At 42.4% G+C, this 16,837-nt stretch carries 14 protein-coding genes; 9 read left to right on the plus strand and 5 right to left on the minus strand.

Annotation, left to right across the window (positions count from 1 at the left end; all coding sequences use genetic code 11):
* The first annotated feature begins 119 nt into the window (after window positions 1-119).
* Entirely contained in the window at window positions 120-767 is a 648-nt protein-coding gene (locus tag MHB64_RS01200) for a 2OG-Fe(II) oxygenase (RefSeq protein WP_094877762.1), read from the plus strand.
* 85 nt (window positions 768-852) lie between these two features.
* Here the strand turns inward: MHB64_RS01200 and MHB64_RS01205 are convergent, their stop codons facing one another.
* On the minus strand, window positions 853-1,461 hold the full coding sequence (locus MHB64_RS01205; RefSeq protein WP_094874446.1) for a zf-HC2 domain-containing protein: 609 nt from the start codon (window positions 1,459-1,461) through the stop codon (window positions 853-855).
* Window positions 1,458-1,940: an RNA polymerase sigma factor gene (locus MHB64_RS01210; RefSeq protein WP_094874445.1), complete on the minus strand. Its 483-nt coding sequence runs from the start codon at window positions 1,938-1,940 to the stop codon at window positions 1,458-1,460. Before MHB64_RS01210 ends, MHB64_RS01205 begins: the two co-directional genes overlap by 4 nt.
* Window positions 1,941-2,136: 196 nt before the next feature.
* On the opposite strand from MHB64_RS01210, the gene MHB64_RS01215 reads away from it, so the two are divergent.
* The gene (locus tag MHB64_RS01215) at window positions 2,137-2,478 is read left to right on the plus strand and encodes a nitrous oxide-stimulated promoter family protein (RefSeq protein WP_094874444.1); all 342 of its coding nucleotides are present in this window, start codon (window positions 2,137-2,139) and stop codon (window positions 2,476-2,478) included.
* A 54-nt stretch (window positions 2,479-2,532) separates the two neighbouring features.
* Here MHB64_RS01215 and MHB64_RS01220 read toward each other — a convergent pair whose 3' ends face one another.
* Together MHB64_RS01220 and guaD are read right to left on the minus strand one after the other, a co-directional pair.
* Window positions 2,533-3,885 carry a uracil-xanthine permease family protein gene (locus tag MHB64_RS01220; protein ID WP_341133535.1) on the minus strand — a complete coding sequence of 451 codons (1,353 nt, stop codon included), beginning with the start codon at window positions 3,883-3,885 and terminating at the stop codon, window positions 2,533-2,535.
* 38 nt (window positions 3,886-3,923) lie between these two features.
* Window positions 3,924-5,288 (minus strand): guanine deaminase, encoded by a 1,365-nt coding sequence (gene guaD / locus MHB64_RS01225; RefSeq protein WP_094874442.1) that lies wholly within the window; start codon window positions 5,286-5,288, stop codon window positions 3,924-3,926.
* 302 nt (window positions 5,289-5,590) lie between these two features.
* On the opposite strand from guaD, the gene MHB64_RS01230 reads away from it, so the two are divergent.
* From MHB64_RS01230 to MHB64_RS01250, 5 genes are all read left to right on the plus strand, one after another.
* Window positions 5,591-5,779, plus strand: coding sequence for a hypothetical protein (locus MHB64_RS01230; RefSeq protein WP_094877757.1), 189 nt, complete (start codon window positions 5,591-5,593; stop codon window positions 5,777-5,779).
* Window positions 5,780-6,048: 269 nt separating this feature from the next.
* Entirely contained in the window at window positions 6,049-8,244 is a 2,196-nt protein-coding gene (locus tag MHB64_RS01235) for an ABC transporter ATP-binding protein (RefSeq protein ID WP_341133536.1), read from the plus strand.
* Entirely contained in the window at window positions 8,237-8,776 is a 540-nt protein-coding gene (locus MHB64_RS01240) for a DUF1854 domain-containing protein (RefSeq protein WP_094877755.1), read from the plus strand. Before MHB64_RS01235 ends, MHB64_RS01240 begins: the two co-directional genes overlap by 8 nt.
* A 186-nt stretch (window positions 8,777-8,962) precedes the next feature.
* Window positions 8,963-10,285, plus strand: a complete 1,323-nt coding sequence (locus MHB64_RS01245; protein WP_094874439.1) for an MFS transporter — start codon at window positions 8,963-8,965, stop codon at window positions 10,283-10,285.
* Window positions 10,257-11,171, plus strand: a complete 915-nt coding sequence (locus tag MHB64_RS01250; protein WP_341133537.1) for a polysaccharide deacetylase family protein — start codon at window positions 10,257-10,259, stop codon at window positions 11,169-11,171. Before MHB64_RS01245 ends, MHB64_RS01250 begins: the two co-directional genes overlap by 29 nt.
* A gap of 37 nt (window positions 11,172-11,208) precedes the next feature.
* On the opposite strand, the gene MHB64_RS01255 is transcribed toward MHB64_RS01250, so the two are convergent.
* Window positions 11,209-11,628 (minus strand): hypothetical protein, encoded by a 420-nt coding sequence (locus MHB64_RS01255; RefSeq protein ID WP_094874437.1) that lies wholly within the window; start codon window positions 11,626-11,628, stop codon window positions 11,209-11,211.
* A gap of 153 nt (window positions 11,629-11,781) precedes the next feature.
* Between MHB64_RS01255 and MHB64_RS01260 the strand changes: the two genes are divergently transcribed.
* On the plus strand, window positions 11,782-12,159 hold the full coding sequence (locus tag MHB64_RS01260) for a hypothetical protein (RefSeq protein ID WP_341133538.1): 378 nt from the start codon (window positions 11,782-11,784) through the stop codon (window positions 12,157-12,159).
* A 261-nt stretch (window positions 12,160-12,420) separates the two neighbouring features.
* Entirely contained in the window at window positions 12,421-16,713 is a 4,293-nt protein-coding gene (locus MHB64_RS01265; protein ID WP_341133539.1) for a bifunctional 2',3'-cyclic-nucleotide 2'-phosphodiesterase/3'-nucleotidase, read from the plus strand.
* Window positions 16,714-16,837: the final 124 nt, after the last annotated feature.

Below are 16,837 nucleotides of genomic sequence, written 5' to 3' on the forward strand. Positions count from 1 at the left end.
GGATCAAAGAAAAACATTATAAAGCTGGATACTGGATGTCACGAAGTAATCAAGCAAATAAAACCATTTTATGGTATGTTTTTTTGTGATGGATGTTATAACCTAGGAGCTGCATAAGGATGATAGGGAATAGTACAGACAAAGAACGGACGATATTTGATCATGCTGGAAATACGATCAAGACAGAAGATCGAGAGATTCGAATTATTGCCAAGTATGAGGAGCCACTAGTTGTCTTACTAGGAAATGTGCTTAGCGATGAGGAATGCCATGAGCTAATTGAATATTCTAGGGAACGATTGCAACGTTCAAAAATAGGCGAAGACCATGTGGTCAATCCAATTAGAACGAGCAGTGGTGTGTTCTGTGAGGAGAATGAGACGGTTACTAGAATCGAGAAACGTTTCTCTCAAATTATGAATATTCCTGTCGAGCATGGTGATGGCTTGCAAGTCCTGCTGTATATCCCTGGCCAAGAGTATCTACCCCATTATGATTTCTTCGCAGAAACGAGTCGAGCAAGTAGCAATAATCGAATTAGTACGCTAGTGATGTATTTAAATGATGTGGAGGAAGGCGGAGAAACAGCGTTCCCTATGCTTAATTTATCCGTAAGTCCTAACAAAGGTATGGCGGTCTACTTCGAATATTTTTATGATAATCATGAATTAAATGAGTCTACCCTGCATGCAGGTACACCAGTGATCAAAGGTGAAAAATGGGTTGCAACGATGTGGATGAGAAGGCAAGCCCTTCGTTCCTCTTAAACACTATATCTTCCAATATGATTCCATATGGATTATCAGCAAAGACACCTAAATAGGTGTCTTTTTTCGAATTTAACGGCAATGTCTATTCCACCAAAATACCATTAATGAACGTCATAGTTTTGTCTTTAAATTCAAGGATAAATGTATTCGAAAAATCCAGATCGCTATGAATCTCCGTCCCCAACATCACCTCTGTTCCAACATTATCAAAGGGGTTATGAAGCAAACCTCTAGGCTTATACCTAGTTTCGGAACCAATCACATTATTATTCTCATCACGGATAAATGTAGTTTTCCCTGAGAACACCAAGTCCTTGCCGTTTTCCAAAGTTAGGTGAACCTCCAGACGAGTTTTTGTCTTCTGATAATCAATGGCCACATCTTTAGTGGATACAGGGAAACCAATAACGAAAAGTCCAACAAGGGCTGTAGCCAGTATGATCACTGTTAAGAGGGAAAAGACGAGCGTCTTTATATTTTTTGTTTTTACCTTTTTAAAATAATTAAGTTTCTTAACCTCCTCTTGATCAACAATAGGCAGACTTAGATTTGCTGTTGCGGTCATTTCATTATAAGATTGAAGGCATTTTTCACAGGATTGCAGATGTTTTTCAATCTCTTCGTTACTATGTAAAGAGGTGAGCTTTTCAATATAGGAAGGTAATAAATCCTGAATGATTTCGCATTTCATGTAGATCTTCCTTTCATCAGTTTTTGTTTTCCACGGTAAAAGGTAACTCTCGCCCAGGTCTCATCTCTTCCAAGAATCTCGCCAATTTCCCGAAAGCTGAATTCTCCAGTCAAACGCAGATACAGTACTTCCTTGGTATTGGGATCAAGTAAATGAAGCTGTTTAAACAATTCCATTTTGTCTTGTGCAAGAATGAATTGAGATTCAGTTGAATTTGCGCTAGAAACAGGAGGATCATCTAGTTCATAAGACTTCCTTTTATGTTGCTTGTCCAGCTCCTGATACCATACATGCTTAGCAATCTGACAAAGCCATACATATACTTTGCAGGTTCCATCATATTTGTGTATGGACTTTACAGCTCTATAAAAAGTTTCTTGGGTGATTTCTTCTGCCAGTAAATGATTATGACAAAAACTAAATACGAATTTATATACTTGGGTTGAATATTCCCTGTATAATTCCTCGTTGTCCTGCATTCGTTCACCTCCTCAGGTTATATATCCGTAAAAAGCTATAAACGTTACAGCCTTTCTAAAAATATTATGAGTATAACGAAATAACGCCTTGGGTGTGTAGTATGATAAAAATCCTTAGAAATGTAAAAAAAGAAGGACTGCTTTTCCTCTATAATTAGATGAGATCTTATTGTACAAGTTACAAGGAGGCTCATAAATGACAATAAAGGTAACCCGACAATTAAACGAAGGTCCTAAAATTCAAAAAGAACAAGATATTGTCACGAAAATGATTCGTATATATTGTAAGAAAAAACATCACCATAAGGGGCTTTGCAACGAATGTCAGGATCTAAACGATTATGCTCTGAAGAGGTTAGCTTATTGTAAGTTCGGGGAAGTGAAAACGGCTTGTGCTAAATGCCCTATTCATTGTTATAAACCGGAGTATCGTCAAAGAATAAAAGGGGTTATGCGTTTTTCAGGTCCATGGATGTTACTATATCATCCCATTGAGTCAATTAGGCATATTCCATTACCCAATAAGCTGAGAAAATAAGAAAAAAAACGGACATCATTGGATGTCCGTTTTATGATCTAGCATTTTTACGTTCTATTTGCCACTTGGCAGTAGTTTATTCAGTAAGATCGCTGCTAATGAAGCCGCTAGTATAGGTGAGCCCAATAAATATTGCACGAATGAAGGTAAGGAATGCAAGTAGTCGCCAGGAATAAGCACCAAAGCTAACGTGATAATCATCGGTATTGCGATAATGTACATTTCTTTCTCGCCAATCGTTACGTTCTTCATCACCTGCACACCATTAATTGCAATGATCCCGCAGACGATAGCGAAGACGCCGCCGATTACAGCGGATGGAATGGAAGAAATCAGAGCAGCTAATTTACCAGAACAACCGAAGAGGACAAACCATCCTCCAACAGCGAGGAAAACCCGGCGGGAGGCAACACCTGTGATGGAGATAATGCCCGCATTGGTAGAATAGCCTGTAACAGGTGTTGAACCGAGTGCAGAAGCAATAAGACAGCCAATCCCCTCACCGATAACCCCTTTATTAATATGTTCGTCTGTTAAAGGTTTATTGATTACGTTGCTGACAGCAAACCAGGTACCTGTTGTTTCAGCTAGCAGTACGAGATAAATAATAACCATGGTGATAATAGCCGAAAAGTTGAACGAGAATCCGAAATCTACAAAAGCGATACGCGGCATGCTAAACCAGTTCGCTTTGCTAATCGCTGAGAAATCTAACACACCCATCAAGTTAGCAGAGATACATCCAACTACTAATGCCATCATGACGGAAATAATTCGGAAGATCGATCCTTTATTACGGAACATAGAACCGAGAATCACGAATAAAAGGAGTGTGCCCGCTGAAATAAGGGCTAACAAAACGTTCTGATTGATTGAAGCGCCTGAAGCTCCATAGATATTGTCTCTTATAGCAACAGGTAATAAAGAAAGACCAACTATGAATATGATCGTACCACCTACAATGGGTGGGATAAAGTTCTTAACGATTTTATTAAAGATCCCGACATAGCCTAAAATAATAACTAGAATCGCACCGATTAAGCTGGCACCTAACACGGAACTCCAGCCCAGCTCGCCGCCGCCACTAGCGGCATAAATACTGACGATCGCACCAAGCGGAACATAGGAAGGACCTTGAGCGATAGGAAGCTTCATACAGAAATAAGTCTGCACAATCGTTGCAAGTCCAGCAGCAATAAAGGTAGATTGAATTAACGCGCTTGACTGATTCGGCTGTAAGCCGATTAACATTGCAATCAGGAACGGAACCACATAAACGTCCATGGCCAATATATGTTGAAAGCCTAAGATGATGGATTTACTGAATGAAACTTTTTCATCGGGTAGAACGGTTAATAGTTGTGACTTTAATGGTGCTTGATCTTGTACGTTTGCTTGTGTTTCCACTCAGATACCCACCTTAACTTTTCTAGTTTTTTCGGTCCTTAACGTGAATAAACCTTTTCACCCTGTACCCAGACCTCGCGGATATTCTCAGGTCGAGCTAGATACATCATTTTTTGAAACACGTCGTATAAATCTTCATTCCCATCAAAGAGAGGCAGTCTAGCCGATGGTACTTTTGTATCGATGATTTGAACATCCCACGTATAGCCTTCTAATATCCGGCCGATAGGTAAACTTAAGCTTTCTCCGCCACCAGCAGTAGCAAGATAGAAGGATTCATCAATCGTAATTCGTGATCCTAGTAATCCACGCTCTTGTGCAGGAAGGGAGGGATTAACGCCATCCTCAAGCATTCTTGAAGACATTACAGCTTGTCTTATGTTATCGAATAGACTAGGTGAGAAACCTCCGGAAATATCAGACCCCAAACCAATCTCCACACCCTTGGAATGGAAATGTGCGATCGGAATGACACTATTGGCAAAATAAGCGTTCGAGATCGGACAATGTGCAATAGCCGTTCCTGTCTCCGCAAATAAATCCACATCATCCTCATCCAAAAAATTGCAATGTGCCATGACTGATTTATCACTGAGCAGACCGAAATCATGCAAGGCAAAAGCATCGTTTTTCTGGAATCGTTCTTTTACATAACCGTGCGCCCAATCACTTTCACTACAGTGCGATTGAATATAAGTATCGTATTTAGCGGCTAATTCACCTAAACCTTGCAATGCCTTATCTGTACAGCTTGGAATGAACCTAGGTGTCACTACAGGGTAAACGCCTTGCTTAGTCGATTTGGCTAGTTCTTTTACAGCTAAAATAAATTCTTCCGTATCTTTTAGTGCCGTTTGGGTGTCAGCATCGCGATAGCTTTCTGGATTTCCTTGTGGATCATCCATTACCACTTTTCCAACGAGTCCGCGTTGCCCTTTATCCGCACAGATTTGGGCTAACAGTAAACTGGCTTCTTTATGCACCGTTGCAAAATAAAGAGCTGTAGTCGTTCCGTTCGCGAGTAAAGTGTCAACCACATCATCGTAGACCTTTTTTGCAAAATCCAGGTCCGAAAATTTAGATTCCAATGGGAAGGTGTAAGTATTTAACCAGTCATAGAGTGGAATATCTAATGCCGTTCCAGATTGAGCCCATTGGGGCGCGTGAACATGCAAGTCGATAAAGCCGGGCAAGAAAAACTGACCGTCCCCTAATCGATGGAAGTTGCCTTGGTCTTGGTAAGTATCTAGTAATGGTTGATAGTCCGGCGCTTCTGGAGAAACGATCCTTTCTATCATTCCATCTCTATTTATACAGAAGAGGTGATCTTTTAAAATTTGAATTTCCTTAGGTGATTTACTTGAAAATGAAGTCCCTAGGAATATTTGCATATATTTATTCATATTATCCGCCTTAATGTTCGTCTTTTGGTGTATGTTTGTTATTATAATCCGTAAAAACTGATAAGTCTACACCAAAAGTCGAACGAAAACGAATGTTAGTTACTGATTTATGCTCTAACTAGATCGAAATGTATGAATTTACATACGCTCTTCGGCAATCTCCTTCGGAGATACTTTGAAGATAATGTCCTTTTCGGCTATTAGCATTACGTAAAATGTATGCGGTTACTTACTTATGCTATAATACACATAGATAATTTAGGTTAAGCGCTTAAGAAAATTGGGTTAGGAGTGTTACTGAAATGAGAAGATATAACTTTTGGCGTCCGATCATGCTAATTATTGTCGCGTTGCTTACGAGAAGCCTGGTGACTAACGTATGTATTTTGTTTGGTATGCAGACTGAAGTAGCGAGTAGTATAGGTACACTGGGCATGGTCGTCGCCGGTTTAGTGATGTATAATCGCATGAATATTCGCCGTCGAAAATAACGATAGAATTTCTGGAATCCGATCGATTTGGTTAAGATATGAAATTAGCGCAGGAGCATTTGTTGACCCGTTATACATAAAAATGAATCGATCTGGATTTGTTTTTAAGACATGGCCAGTATCATACAAAATAATGAAAAAGACACCCTTAAGGGTGTCTTTTTTGGGTTGTCCAAGTGACTATACAAAACAGTTATAGTCATTCTTTCATCTTTACCGCTGTAAATATATGTGAGTAAATAGGTGGGTAAAGAAAGGGGAGAAAAAGAATGCCATATGTTGATAAACTTCCCAAGTCTATAGAAATGCAGCTTACGGAACAGCCGTTATTCCACTTTGGAACTGATTTAATGAATGATGGACAATTCGGTGAGCAATGGCTTGTATTGACAGAGAAGGAAGTGTCCGTTTGGGGAACGGACGGGGAAATGGTTTCGAAGTTTTTTGTTTCGAGTATAGCCGATGCTCGAGTAGTAGGTGGGATTGGTGGCGGTTCGTTACTTGTCGATACTAAAGAGGGTCCAATTATCCTTATACGTTATACCGCATCGCTTACCTCTATATTTGGATATGCGTCTAAATTAATTGCTGCTGTAGCTAAAGGGGAGGAGCGGCCAACGGCTTCTGAAAAAGAATTTCCAAGACATTGTCCGAAATGCCGCAATCCGCTACCAGACGATTCTCAGACCTGTCCGGTGTGTAAAAGTAACGGTAAGGTTCTCTTTCGGATGTTAGGTTACGCGAAGCCGTATAAAATCCAAATGATCGCAGCAGCAATTATGCTGATTTTCACTACATTGATAGAGCTTGTTCCACCTTTTTTGACGAAAATGATTGTAGATAACGTGCTAACAAAAAAGGACATGGGTTCAACGTTACTATGGATTGTAATTGGGCTTGCAGCCACCTCTCTGGTTGTTACTCTAATGCAGACTGTACGTGGACTTATCGGGGTATGGATTGGCTCGAAAATTATGGGTGATCTGCGTCATGATGTATATCATTCCTTGATGAAATTGTCGCTATCTTTCTTCGATCGAAGACAGTCTTCGCAATTCATTGGACGGGTAAATAATGACTCTGAGGCGATGCGGCAATTCATGACAGATGGCGTAATATGGGTCTCGGGTGAATCATTAAGGGTGATCGCAATCTTCGCCATTATGTTTAGTATGGATTGGAAGCTAACGCTGCTAGCCATGCTGCCTATGCCGCTTATGGTCGTTCTATCGACTGTGTTATGGCCGATGATTGGCAGACGGTGGTACCAGCAGTGGAGATCTATTTTTAGACTAAACGCTTTGGTGGGCGATTCTTTGCAGGGAATTCGTGTGGTTAAAGCATTTGGTCAGGAAACTACGGAATTGTCCCGTTATACTGTCGCTAATAAGGAATTGGTGCGGCACAATATCCGGATTGAAGGCTTGTGGCAGGGAATGTTTCCCGCTTTTGCGTTAGTTGCTGGCGTTGGTACGCTTTTAATTTGGTATTATGGCGGCAGAACGGTGCTTGACGGACAATTATCTATTGGTACGCTAATCGCTTTGGTTACTTACCTGGGGATGCTCCTCGGACCTTTGCAGTGGGTAAGTCAAATGATCAATTGGGCCAGCCATGCGATTTCAGCAGCAGATCGGGTCTTTGAAATAATGGATACACCATCGGATGTGCCTGATACGACGAACCCAGCTGATATTGGTCGTGTTAATGGTGAGGTAGAGTTTAAACAGGTCACTTATGGATACGAAAAGCATCACCCTGTGCTCAAGAACGTGGATTTAAAAGTAGGCGCAGGAGAGATGATTGGTCTGGTCGGACATTCAGGTGCTGGGAAGTCGACCTTCATCAATATGATTTGCCGATTCTATGACACAGATGAGGGCACCATCACCATCGACGGAGTGGATATCCGAAATATTAGCCAGTCTGACCTCCGGAGTCAGATCGGTGTAGTGCTGCAGGAGACATTCCTGTTCGACGGCACGATTGCTGAGAATATCGCTTATTCTAAACCGGATGCTACAGAGCTAGAAATTATGCGTGCTGCTAAAATTGCCAATGCACATGACTTCATCGTTCAGCTACCTGATGGCTATGACACAAGGGTAGGAGAACGTGGGCATAAGTTATCCGGAGGGGAGAAGCAGCGAGTGTCTATTGCCCGAGCAATAATTCACGATCCGCGGATTCTAATTCTGGACGAAGCAACGGCTTCTGTGGATACAGTGACTGAGCGGCAAATCCAAGAAGCCATCTCGCGTCTGGTCAAAGGTAGAACGACATTCGCCATTGCTCATCGATTGTCCACTTTAAGAAATGCCAATCGGCTCGTCGTGCTGGAACGCGGTAAGATTATTGAGGTGGGTACGCATGAAGAATTGCTAGCAGTAGAAGGGGCTTACTTCAAACTGGTCGAGGCACAGAAAGAAATGTCCCAGATCAAGGGGGTAGAAGTGCATGAGTGATCCAATCAGTGTCAGTGATGAATTGAAAGCTCAAGATAAAGATCCCTATGAAATTAACATTTTTGAACCGGGTCTGATTTCCTTTAACCGTAGTCAAGGTGGGGTATTTCAAGGGGTAGTAGAAGGTAAGGTTTATGAAGAGCTAATCCTTTTTCGTATATTTCCTTTTCAATACAACACCCAGTATATTTCTGTGAGGAATTCTAAGAGTGAGGAGATTGGTGTCATTCGTGACATTGATCAGCTGGATGAGGAAAGTCGGGGGGAAGTGGACAAAGAATTGCAGCTGCGCTACTTTCTTCCCGTTGTGACCCGAATTGATTCCATTAAACAGAAGGCAGATATGTGGATTTGGGAGCTGCAAACGAATCTGGGGCAGACTCGTATCGTTATGCGTAACCTGCATGAGCATATGCAATACCCGAGTCTTAACCGCATCATTCTGACTGACGTCAATGGAAAAAGATGCGAAATTCGTGATTATTCCACTTTGGATATTCAGAGTCGGAATAAGCTGAAAGACGTTTTATAGTGGCAGAAGCAAAGTGCTTGGTAGTTTATACTACTGAGCACTTTTTTTTGATCTGTGTAAGCATGCGCGGTTATCCCTCCATTTATGAGGAGGAAACGCATTAGATTGGAGCAAATTTGTCACTAAACTTCCAGTATATGTGGTAATATATTACAACTAGATGATTTACTATATGGAGGTATGTGAGTGAAGCATAAATGGATGAACTCGCCGTACACCTTTGCTTTTGGAATGTTTGCGATGATGGTTCCCAGTCAGGCTTTTAGTTCTTTTTACAGTTATTTTTATGTGGAGAAATTGGGCTTGGGCATTGGACTTGCTACACTGGCCAGAACAATCTTTCTGATCTGGGATGCGGTGAATAATCCGTTGTTTGGATATTGGTCAGACCGGACAAATACCCGCTATGGTCGGCGTAGACCCTGGGTGTTCGGATCGATCCCTTTGTTTATGCTGGCGTTTGTGCTGGTGTTCTCTCCCCCCGGCGGTTTATCCGAGAATGGACTCTTCACTTGGTTTCTAGTGACGCTTATTTTCTATGAGGCTGTGGCTACGGTCTTGTGGGTGAACTATGGCGCGCTGCTTCCGGAGCTCTTCCGTGGAGATCGTATTCGGGCAAAAGCCTCGGCGATTCAGCAAGGGTATCAAGTGGTCGCTCTGTTAATCGGTACGGCTCTAACGCCAATCCTTTTCGCAGCGATTAACTTCTCTAATATGGCTATTGTGTATGCCTGTGTCTTCGGCGTGTTTATGTTCTTATGCATGATGAACGTTCAAGAGAAGAAAGAGACTACTAAGACCGAACCATTGAAGCTCATTCCGGCGTTTCGGGAGACGATTCGGAATAAGAAGTTCTGGGTGTTTAATATTTCGAACTCTTTTGCCCAAACGGTGAATGGACTTGTAAGCTCGATGATTCCCTTTTATGCAAAATATGTTCTACATATTTCAGAAACACAGGTGTCTATTATGCTCGCAGCTGTCTTTGTCTCGGTTATTCCATTAGTGTTCGTGTGGTATTGGATTATTCGTAAGATGGACGGGGTCAAGGCATGGCGGCTATCGCTTATCCTATATGCTTTATCTGTCATTCCGCTATGGTTCGGTTATGATCTTGTAAGTGGTGTAGCCGCTGGTATTGTTGTCGGTTTCGGACTAGCAGGATTTCTAGTAACCCCGGCAATCGTAGGTGGCAAAATTATTGATGAGGATGCGGAGAAGACAGGTCTGAGAAGAGAAGGCATCTATACCGCGGTAAGTGGATTTATCACTCGTTCGAGCGGATTAATCTCGGCGCTCGCCTTTTTCATTGTAGGGATGATCTTTGGTTATAAGGGTGGTGATGATCCAGGGTCTGATCCAGAAGCAACGTTCCGGTATTTAATAAGCGTGGTGCCGTTATGTCTGCTAGCCATATCTGTTGTCATATCTTTTACGATTAAATTCACATTTACGGGGCAATTGAGAGGTGATGCTGACTATGAGCAAAAGATTAATCATCAATTGTGATGATTTTGGGCAAAGCCCTGCCATGAATCAGGCGATTATGCATCTGTTAGAAGAAGGAAAAGTATCTTCAGCGACGATAATGGCGGTGGCCCCTGGATTCGAGGAGGCAGCTAGATGGTGTAGCCGTAGGCAACAACGAAATGTGGGCCTTCATTTGACAATGACTAGTGAGTTTGAGGCTTTACGCTGGAGCAGCCTGACGGGGGACTCTTCACTACATGACGATGGCGGGTATCAATATAAGACGGTAAAAGAGTTTGAACAGGGGGCGCAGACAAAAGCTGTGCTAAAGGAGATTGTTGCGCAGTATGAGAGAGTGAAACAATCCGGCATCGTGATTAGTCATGTAGACAACCATATGGGAAGTTTATATGGCATGGAAACGGGACGCAGCTTGCTTCCGCAGACGTTGTGGAGAATTTCGCGCTGGGGATTGCCATCACGGTTCTTTCGATACATCCATCCTGAGGATCCTCTGTTAGGATCGCTGAAAAATATTGAACGTCCTGTTGCACTTGGATCCGGGCTGGCCGATACACTTGGAGTTCCGATTCCTGATTACTTGTTGTCGCATCCTTTTGGTGTAGAGGAGGGTGAGACGTACGATCGTTTCAAAAAATCTATTATTGATAAGCTATATTCGCTACCTGATGGTGTTAGTGAAACCTATATTCATCCCGGAATCGACGATCCATGGATGCTTGCAAATATACCACATTGGGAGAAGCGAGTCTGGGAATACCGTCTACCCTTTGATGATGATTTTACCTATGCGATTCGTGATGCTAGTGTTGAATTGACGGACTATCGCTACGTACAGGAGCATCTAAAGCGCCCACGGGTAAGATCTGCGGGGATACTTTTGAAGAAACTGATAAGTTCATGAGGAAAAATAAAAAGACACCTTGCGGGGTGTCTTTTGACTATCCCATTAAACCCTTCAGCCCATTCAAGAATGGGGAAATAGATCTAATCATATTGTAGCCCATTTTCACAACCGGCATTGTTCTTTGGATCATCCCTACGAAGCCCATAATTCCACCGAATCCTGAAGCGCCTGAACTTGCACCCTCGGCAGCGCCAGCAGCCCCTCCTCCCATTCCGAAGAGTGAGCCGAATAATGGCATGAGTCCGGATACGTTCGCTTTCCGGGAGCGGGAAGAAGTGTGTTTTTTTGATTTTTTGTTTTTATTTTTATTTTTACGTGGTTTGGAAAGGGTCAATCCATCCTTATCGAGGCCAGTTATCCATCCTACATACGTACGTCCATCATGAAGCGTAACGCACACAGGTCTACCCTTGAGCTGTTCAGCTCGCTTGCGAATTTTTGCTCTGTTTGACATTTGTGGATCACCTCATTGGTCTATTTAATTATATATTACTCAGATATTCCGGTGTTGCTTGTGCGAGTTCATCATTAATATGAAAATAAAGTCCAAAAATTGATGAGGAGAGGTTATAAGATTTGAATAACAATTAGTGAAGGGGGTGGAAGGGTGTTATCTGCATGGATTGGGAGTATTACTTTTGCGGGAGCGGCGATTCTTTACATATTACTGTCTTTAGGATTACCTTATGGTGAATTTGCAATGGGTGGCAAACATAGAATCATGCCCTCACAGATGAGGATTGCGTGTGTGATCTCAGTTGTTATACAATCGATTGCAATCTTGTACTTGTTGCAGGCAGGAAACGTGATTTCTATAGGATTACCTTTTGATAGAAGCGTATGTTATTTTTTCGCAGTCTATCTAATTCTCAATACCGTAATGAATATATTATCGAAGAGTAAAAAAGAAAGACTTGTGATGACACCTTTGTCTTTAATCACGGCAATTTGCTTTGGGTTTACTGCCATCATGAGTGGGTCTTGAGAGAGTTATTGTCAGATAAAGATTCGACGCTTTTAGACCTTATGTATGCGCTTTCTTAGGGTGCATCTGTATAAGGTGTGTTTTTTGTATGTCTAGAGACTCTTGATCTAATAAAAACACAATGTGACCTAGGTCTTTCTTCACACGTTATTATATTTGACACGAATTTATATTAATTTTACAATCCTATACTTTTTCGTCATGTTTGTGTGATATAATATCACCGAAATTATGTAAAAATACTAGGGGGAATAAATCTTTATGGGATGGAAGACACGATGGAACAAGCCTCTCGCTTCTGTACTAGCAACTGCAGTGCTTTCAGCACAGGTACTAGGTGGAGTCGTTTTGGGTACGGTTTGGAGTCCGGACAAAGCCGAAGCCGCATCCGATACCACAGCCAAACTACGGTTGATGAGCACCACGGACGTACACACGAATGTCTACGGCTGGGACTATTTTAAGAATGCAGCCTCTACAACAGTAGGGCTCGATCGAACGGCTACGTTGGTTACTTATGCTAGAAGCGAATATCCTGTTAATAATCTTTTGCTCGACAACGGGGATCTGATTCAAGGTACTCCACTGGGGACTTATATTGCGAACGAAAGTAACCTGATGGAATCAGAGACCAAGCTACACCCTATGATTGCGGCTATGAATATTATGCAATATGATGTGGCCACATTTGGTAATCATGAATTTAATTACGGACTGGAATTCTTAAATCGTACTATTAAAGGCTATGATAATAATCCATTGAGCGGTGCCGATTTCCCATATGTAAATGCCAATATATATATTGATGACAAAGATGGTAATCCAGATAATGACGTAAATGCTTTTAAACCTTATGTAATTATCGACAAGACGATAATGGATAGCGATAACCAACCTCAGGAAATTAAGGTCGGCGTACTTGGCCTTGTAACCCCTCAGATTATGGAATGGGACAAGGTTAATCTGGAAGGCCGTGTCATCGCCAAGGACATTGCAGAAACTGCAGCCGAATTTGTTCCTATCATGGAGAGTGAGGGTGCCGATGTAATCGTAGCAATGGCACATACCGGCTTCGATGCAACTGCAGTTGCGGGTACTGATGCAGAAAATGCTATCAATCTTTTAAGCAAAGTTGAAGGCATTGATGCGATTACCTTCTCACACACCCACAAAGTGTTCCCAACAGGTGACAATGCAACGCTTGATGCTTCTTTTAAAGATCCATTAACAAAACTACCATATAATAACGCTCAATCCGTTGTTGATAATGTTTACGGCCACATTAATAGTACTCCGGCTGTACAAGCAGGTTATGGTGGGGGTTACTTGGGTCTAATTGATCTTAATCTGGTGCAGGAAGGCGGCAAATGGAAAGTCGACAAAAAGAACTCTAAAGCTTCGACCCGCTCCATAGCCAATGCTAAACCGGATGCTGCTGTTGATGCTGCTGTTGCAGCAGACCACCAAGCTACTATTGACTATACAGGTCAAGAGCTCGGCGTTACTACCGCTCCGATGAACAGCTATTTCGCAATGGTTCAGGATGATCCAACCGTGCAAATTGTTACCAATGCCCAGAAGTGGTATGTGGAGAAGTATATTAATACTAACCTTCCACAGTATAAGGATCTTCCAATTCTCAGCGTAGGTGCTCCTTTCAAGGCTGGACGCAACGGTCCTTCTGAGTATACGAGTATTGAGAAAGGTCCGCTGACTATTCGCAGTGCGAGTGACTTGTACCTGTATGACAACACGCTGAAAGCTATTAAAGTCAAAGGCTCTGTTGTTAAGGAATGGGTTGAAATGAGTGCGGGCGCATTTAATACCATCGATGTGAAAAGCATAGCTTCACAAAGTTTGCTCAATGGAGATTTTGCGGTTTATAACTTCGATGTCATTGATGGCATTAAATACACAATTGATGTAACTAAACCTGCAAAATATACCCCTACCGGAACAATTAACGATGCATCATCGAGTCGTGTGAAGCAAATTACGTATAACGGTAAAACGTTGGATCCGAACCAAGATTTTATTGTTGTGACTAACAATTACCGCGCAAGTGGTGGTGGGAACTTCCCGGGTGTGAAAGGTTCAGAGATGGTAGTCGATTCTCAGGATGAGAATCGCCAGATCCTCATGGACTACATTAAAGAAGTAGGTACTATAGACCCTTCTGCAGATGGCAACTGGTCTTTGGCTCCTATTTCAGATGAAGTGAATATTACGTTTACATCGTCACCGGATGCAGCAGCGGTTATGCCATCCAACATTAAGGACACTGGTGCAAAAGATATTAAGGGATTTAGTATTTATAAACTGGCTCTCCCATTTAAAGATGTAGAAGTTCACCTTCTGGGAATCAATGATTTCCACGGTCAACTGGATACAGTTTCTGTTGTGAATGACAAAAATGTGGGAACAGCTGCAATTCTTGCAACTTATCTGAATGAAGCACAGGCTAGATATGACAACTCCTTGCTCTTTCATAATGGGGATTCTGTTGGTGCGTCAGCTCCAGTATCTTCACTTGAGCGTGATGAGCCAACGATTGAGTGGATGAACATGATGAGATTTGATGTTGGATCATTGGGGAACCATGAATTTGACCAAGGTGTCGATGCATTAATGACACAATTGAAAGGCGGTGTGGACCCTAAGAACGAGAACGTTACCCATAAAGGTACGAATTTTGATTATGTAAATGCAAATGCAGTGAAAGCGGAAACCCGCGAACCGATTATTGCACCTTATGTAATCAAAGAAGTAGGTGGTGTAAAGATCGGCTTTATTGGACTTGTGACGAAGGCTACACCAAGCAAAGTTTCACCTTCCGGCACAGAAGGTGTATATTTCCTCACACCTGATGAGGAAGTAGCGGCTGTTGAAAAATATGCGAAGGAGCTCCAAACTGAGGGCGTAGAGACGATTGTTGTGCTTGCACATGATCCTGCCACTACTAAAAATGGAGTTACTACAGGTGAAGCTGCTGATCTGGCCAAAGCACTTCCTGCTGATTCTCCGGTTGACGTTATCGTTGCTGGTGACAACCATGGTCTGGCAAACGGAACTGTAAACGGTAAGCTAATTGTACAAGCGTATTCTTACGGTATGGCATTTGAAGATATTAAGCTGACCATTGATCCTAAAACAGGTGATGTGAAGGACAAGTCTGCTGTAGTAACGTACACCAATCACGATGGTGTAACGCCAGATCCGAGAAGTGTGGCACTGGTTGATGCTTACCTTAAGAAACATCCCGAACTTACCCAACCAGTCGGTACAACAGACGGAACTATAACTCGTACCGATGCTTACACCAAAGAAAGCGCACTTGGTAATTTGATCGCTGACGCTATGCGTACTGCTGACTTCGATGACAAAGCAGGTGCTGCTGATTTTGCCTTTATGAATCCAGGTGGTATCCGTGCAGATCTTCCGAAAGGCCCTGTAACCTTTGGCGATCTCGCTAAAATCCAGCCATTCGGTAATACACTAGTGAAGCTGACGCTAACTGGAGCACAGATCAAAACGTTACTTCAGCAGCAATGGAATGTGACAGCTGACGGAAAACCAGATATCAAGACGCTACAAATTTCGGGACTGAAATATACAGCAATTATGAATCTGCCAGTGGCAGATCGTATTACGAGTCTTACGTTAACTAATGGAACACCAATTAATCCTACGCAGAAATATACGGCAGTAGTCAATAACTTTATGGCTGCGGGTGGGGATAATTACAAGGTTCTGACTGAAGGTAAGAATTCACTGGCTGGTCCTATTGATTTGGATGTATTCTACGATTACATTGTGAATACGTTTGATCGCAAAGAGATCAAGGCAGCTATTGAAGGTCGTATTACGAACAAAGAGAAGGCTGATACGGGATCGGGTAGTGGCGATGGAAGTTCTAATGTTGTAACTCCAACACCTACTCCAACCGTGAAACCAACAGCAACACCAGCACCAACAGCAACACCAGCGCCAACTACTGCTCCAGCAGCAAACTTCAAAGATCTGGGTAAGGTAGCTTGGGCACAGGAAGCTATTCAAGCATTGGCTGCTAAGGGCATTATAAAAGGATTGGATGCAAATAGTTTTGCACCGACCAAAACAGTGACTAGAGCAGAGTTTATTACGATGCTGGTTCGCGCATTGAATCTGACGGGTTCGGCAACAACCAGTTCATTCAGCGATGTTAAACAAGGAGTTTGGTACACGGATTCTATCGCCCTTGCGGTGAAAGCCGGACTTGTAAAAGGCTCTGGAAATGGTAAATTTGAACCGGGTCGTGAAGTGACTCGTGAAGAGATGGCGATTATGATTGCTAATGCATTGAAGGATAAACTACAGCCGATTGATAAGAATGCAGCGCTGGGCAAGTTTGCAGACAAGTCCAATATTGCTCCTTACGCACAGGACGCTATAGCACAACTGACCCAAATGGGAATTGTTAACGGTGTTGAGGGTGGTAAATTTGCACCTAAGGGCATAGCTAACCGCGCTCAAGCGGCAGTCATTATCTACCGTATGCTTGAACAAGCTTCATAATCCGATAGTTCTTCTAAAAGTGTATCGATGATCCCTAATAGGGACTCGGTACACTTTTTCTTTTCACATTAGGTATTGCCCTTTGCGCTAATATATGATAATTTAGTTCTGCACTGCATGGTTC

Origin of the sequence: Paenibacillus sp. FSL K6-2859, assembly GCF_038008265.1 — a bacterium.
Classification (GTDB): domain Bacteria; phylum Bacillota; class Bacilli; order Paenibacillales; family Paenibacillaceae; genus Paenibacillus_AQ; species Paenibacillus_AQ nitricinens.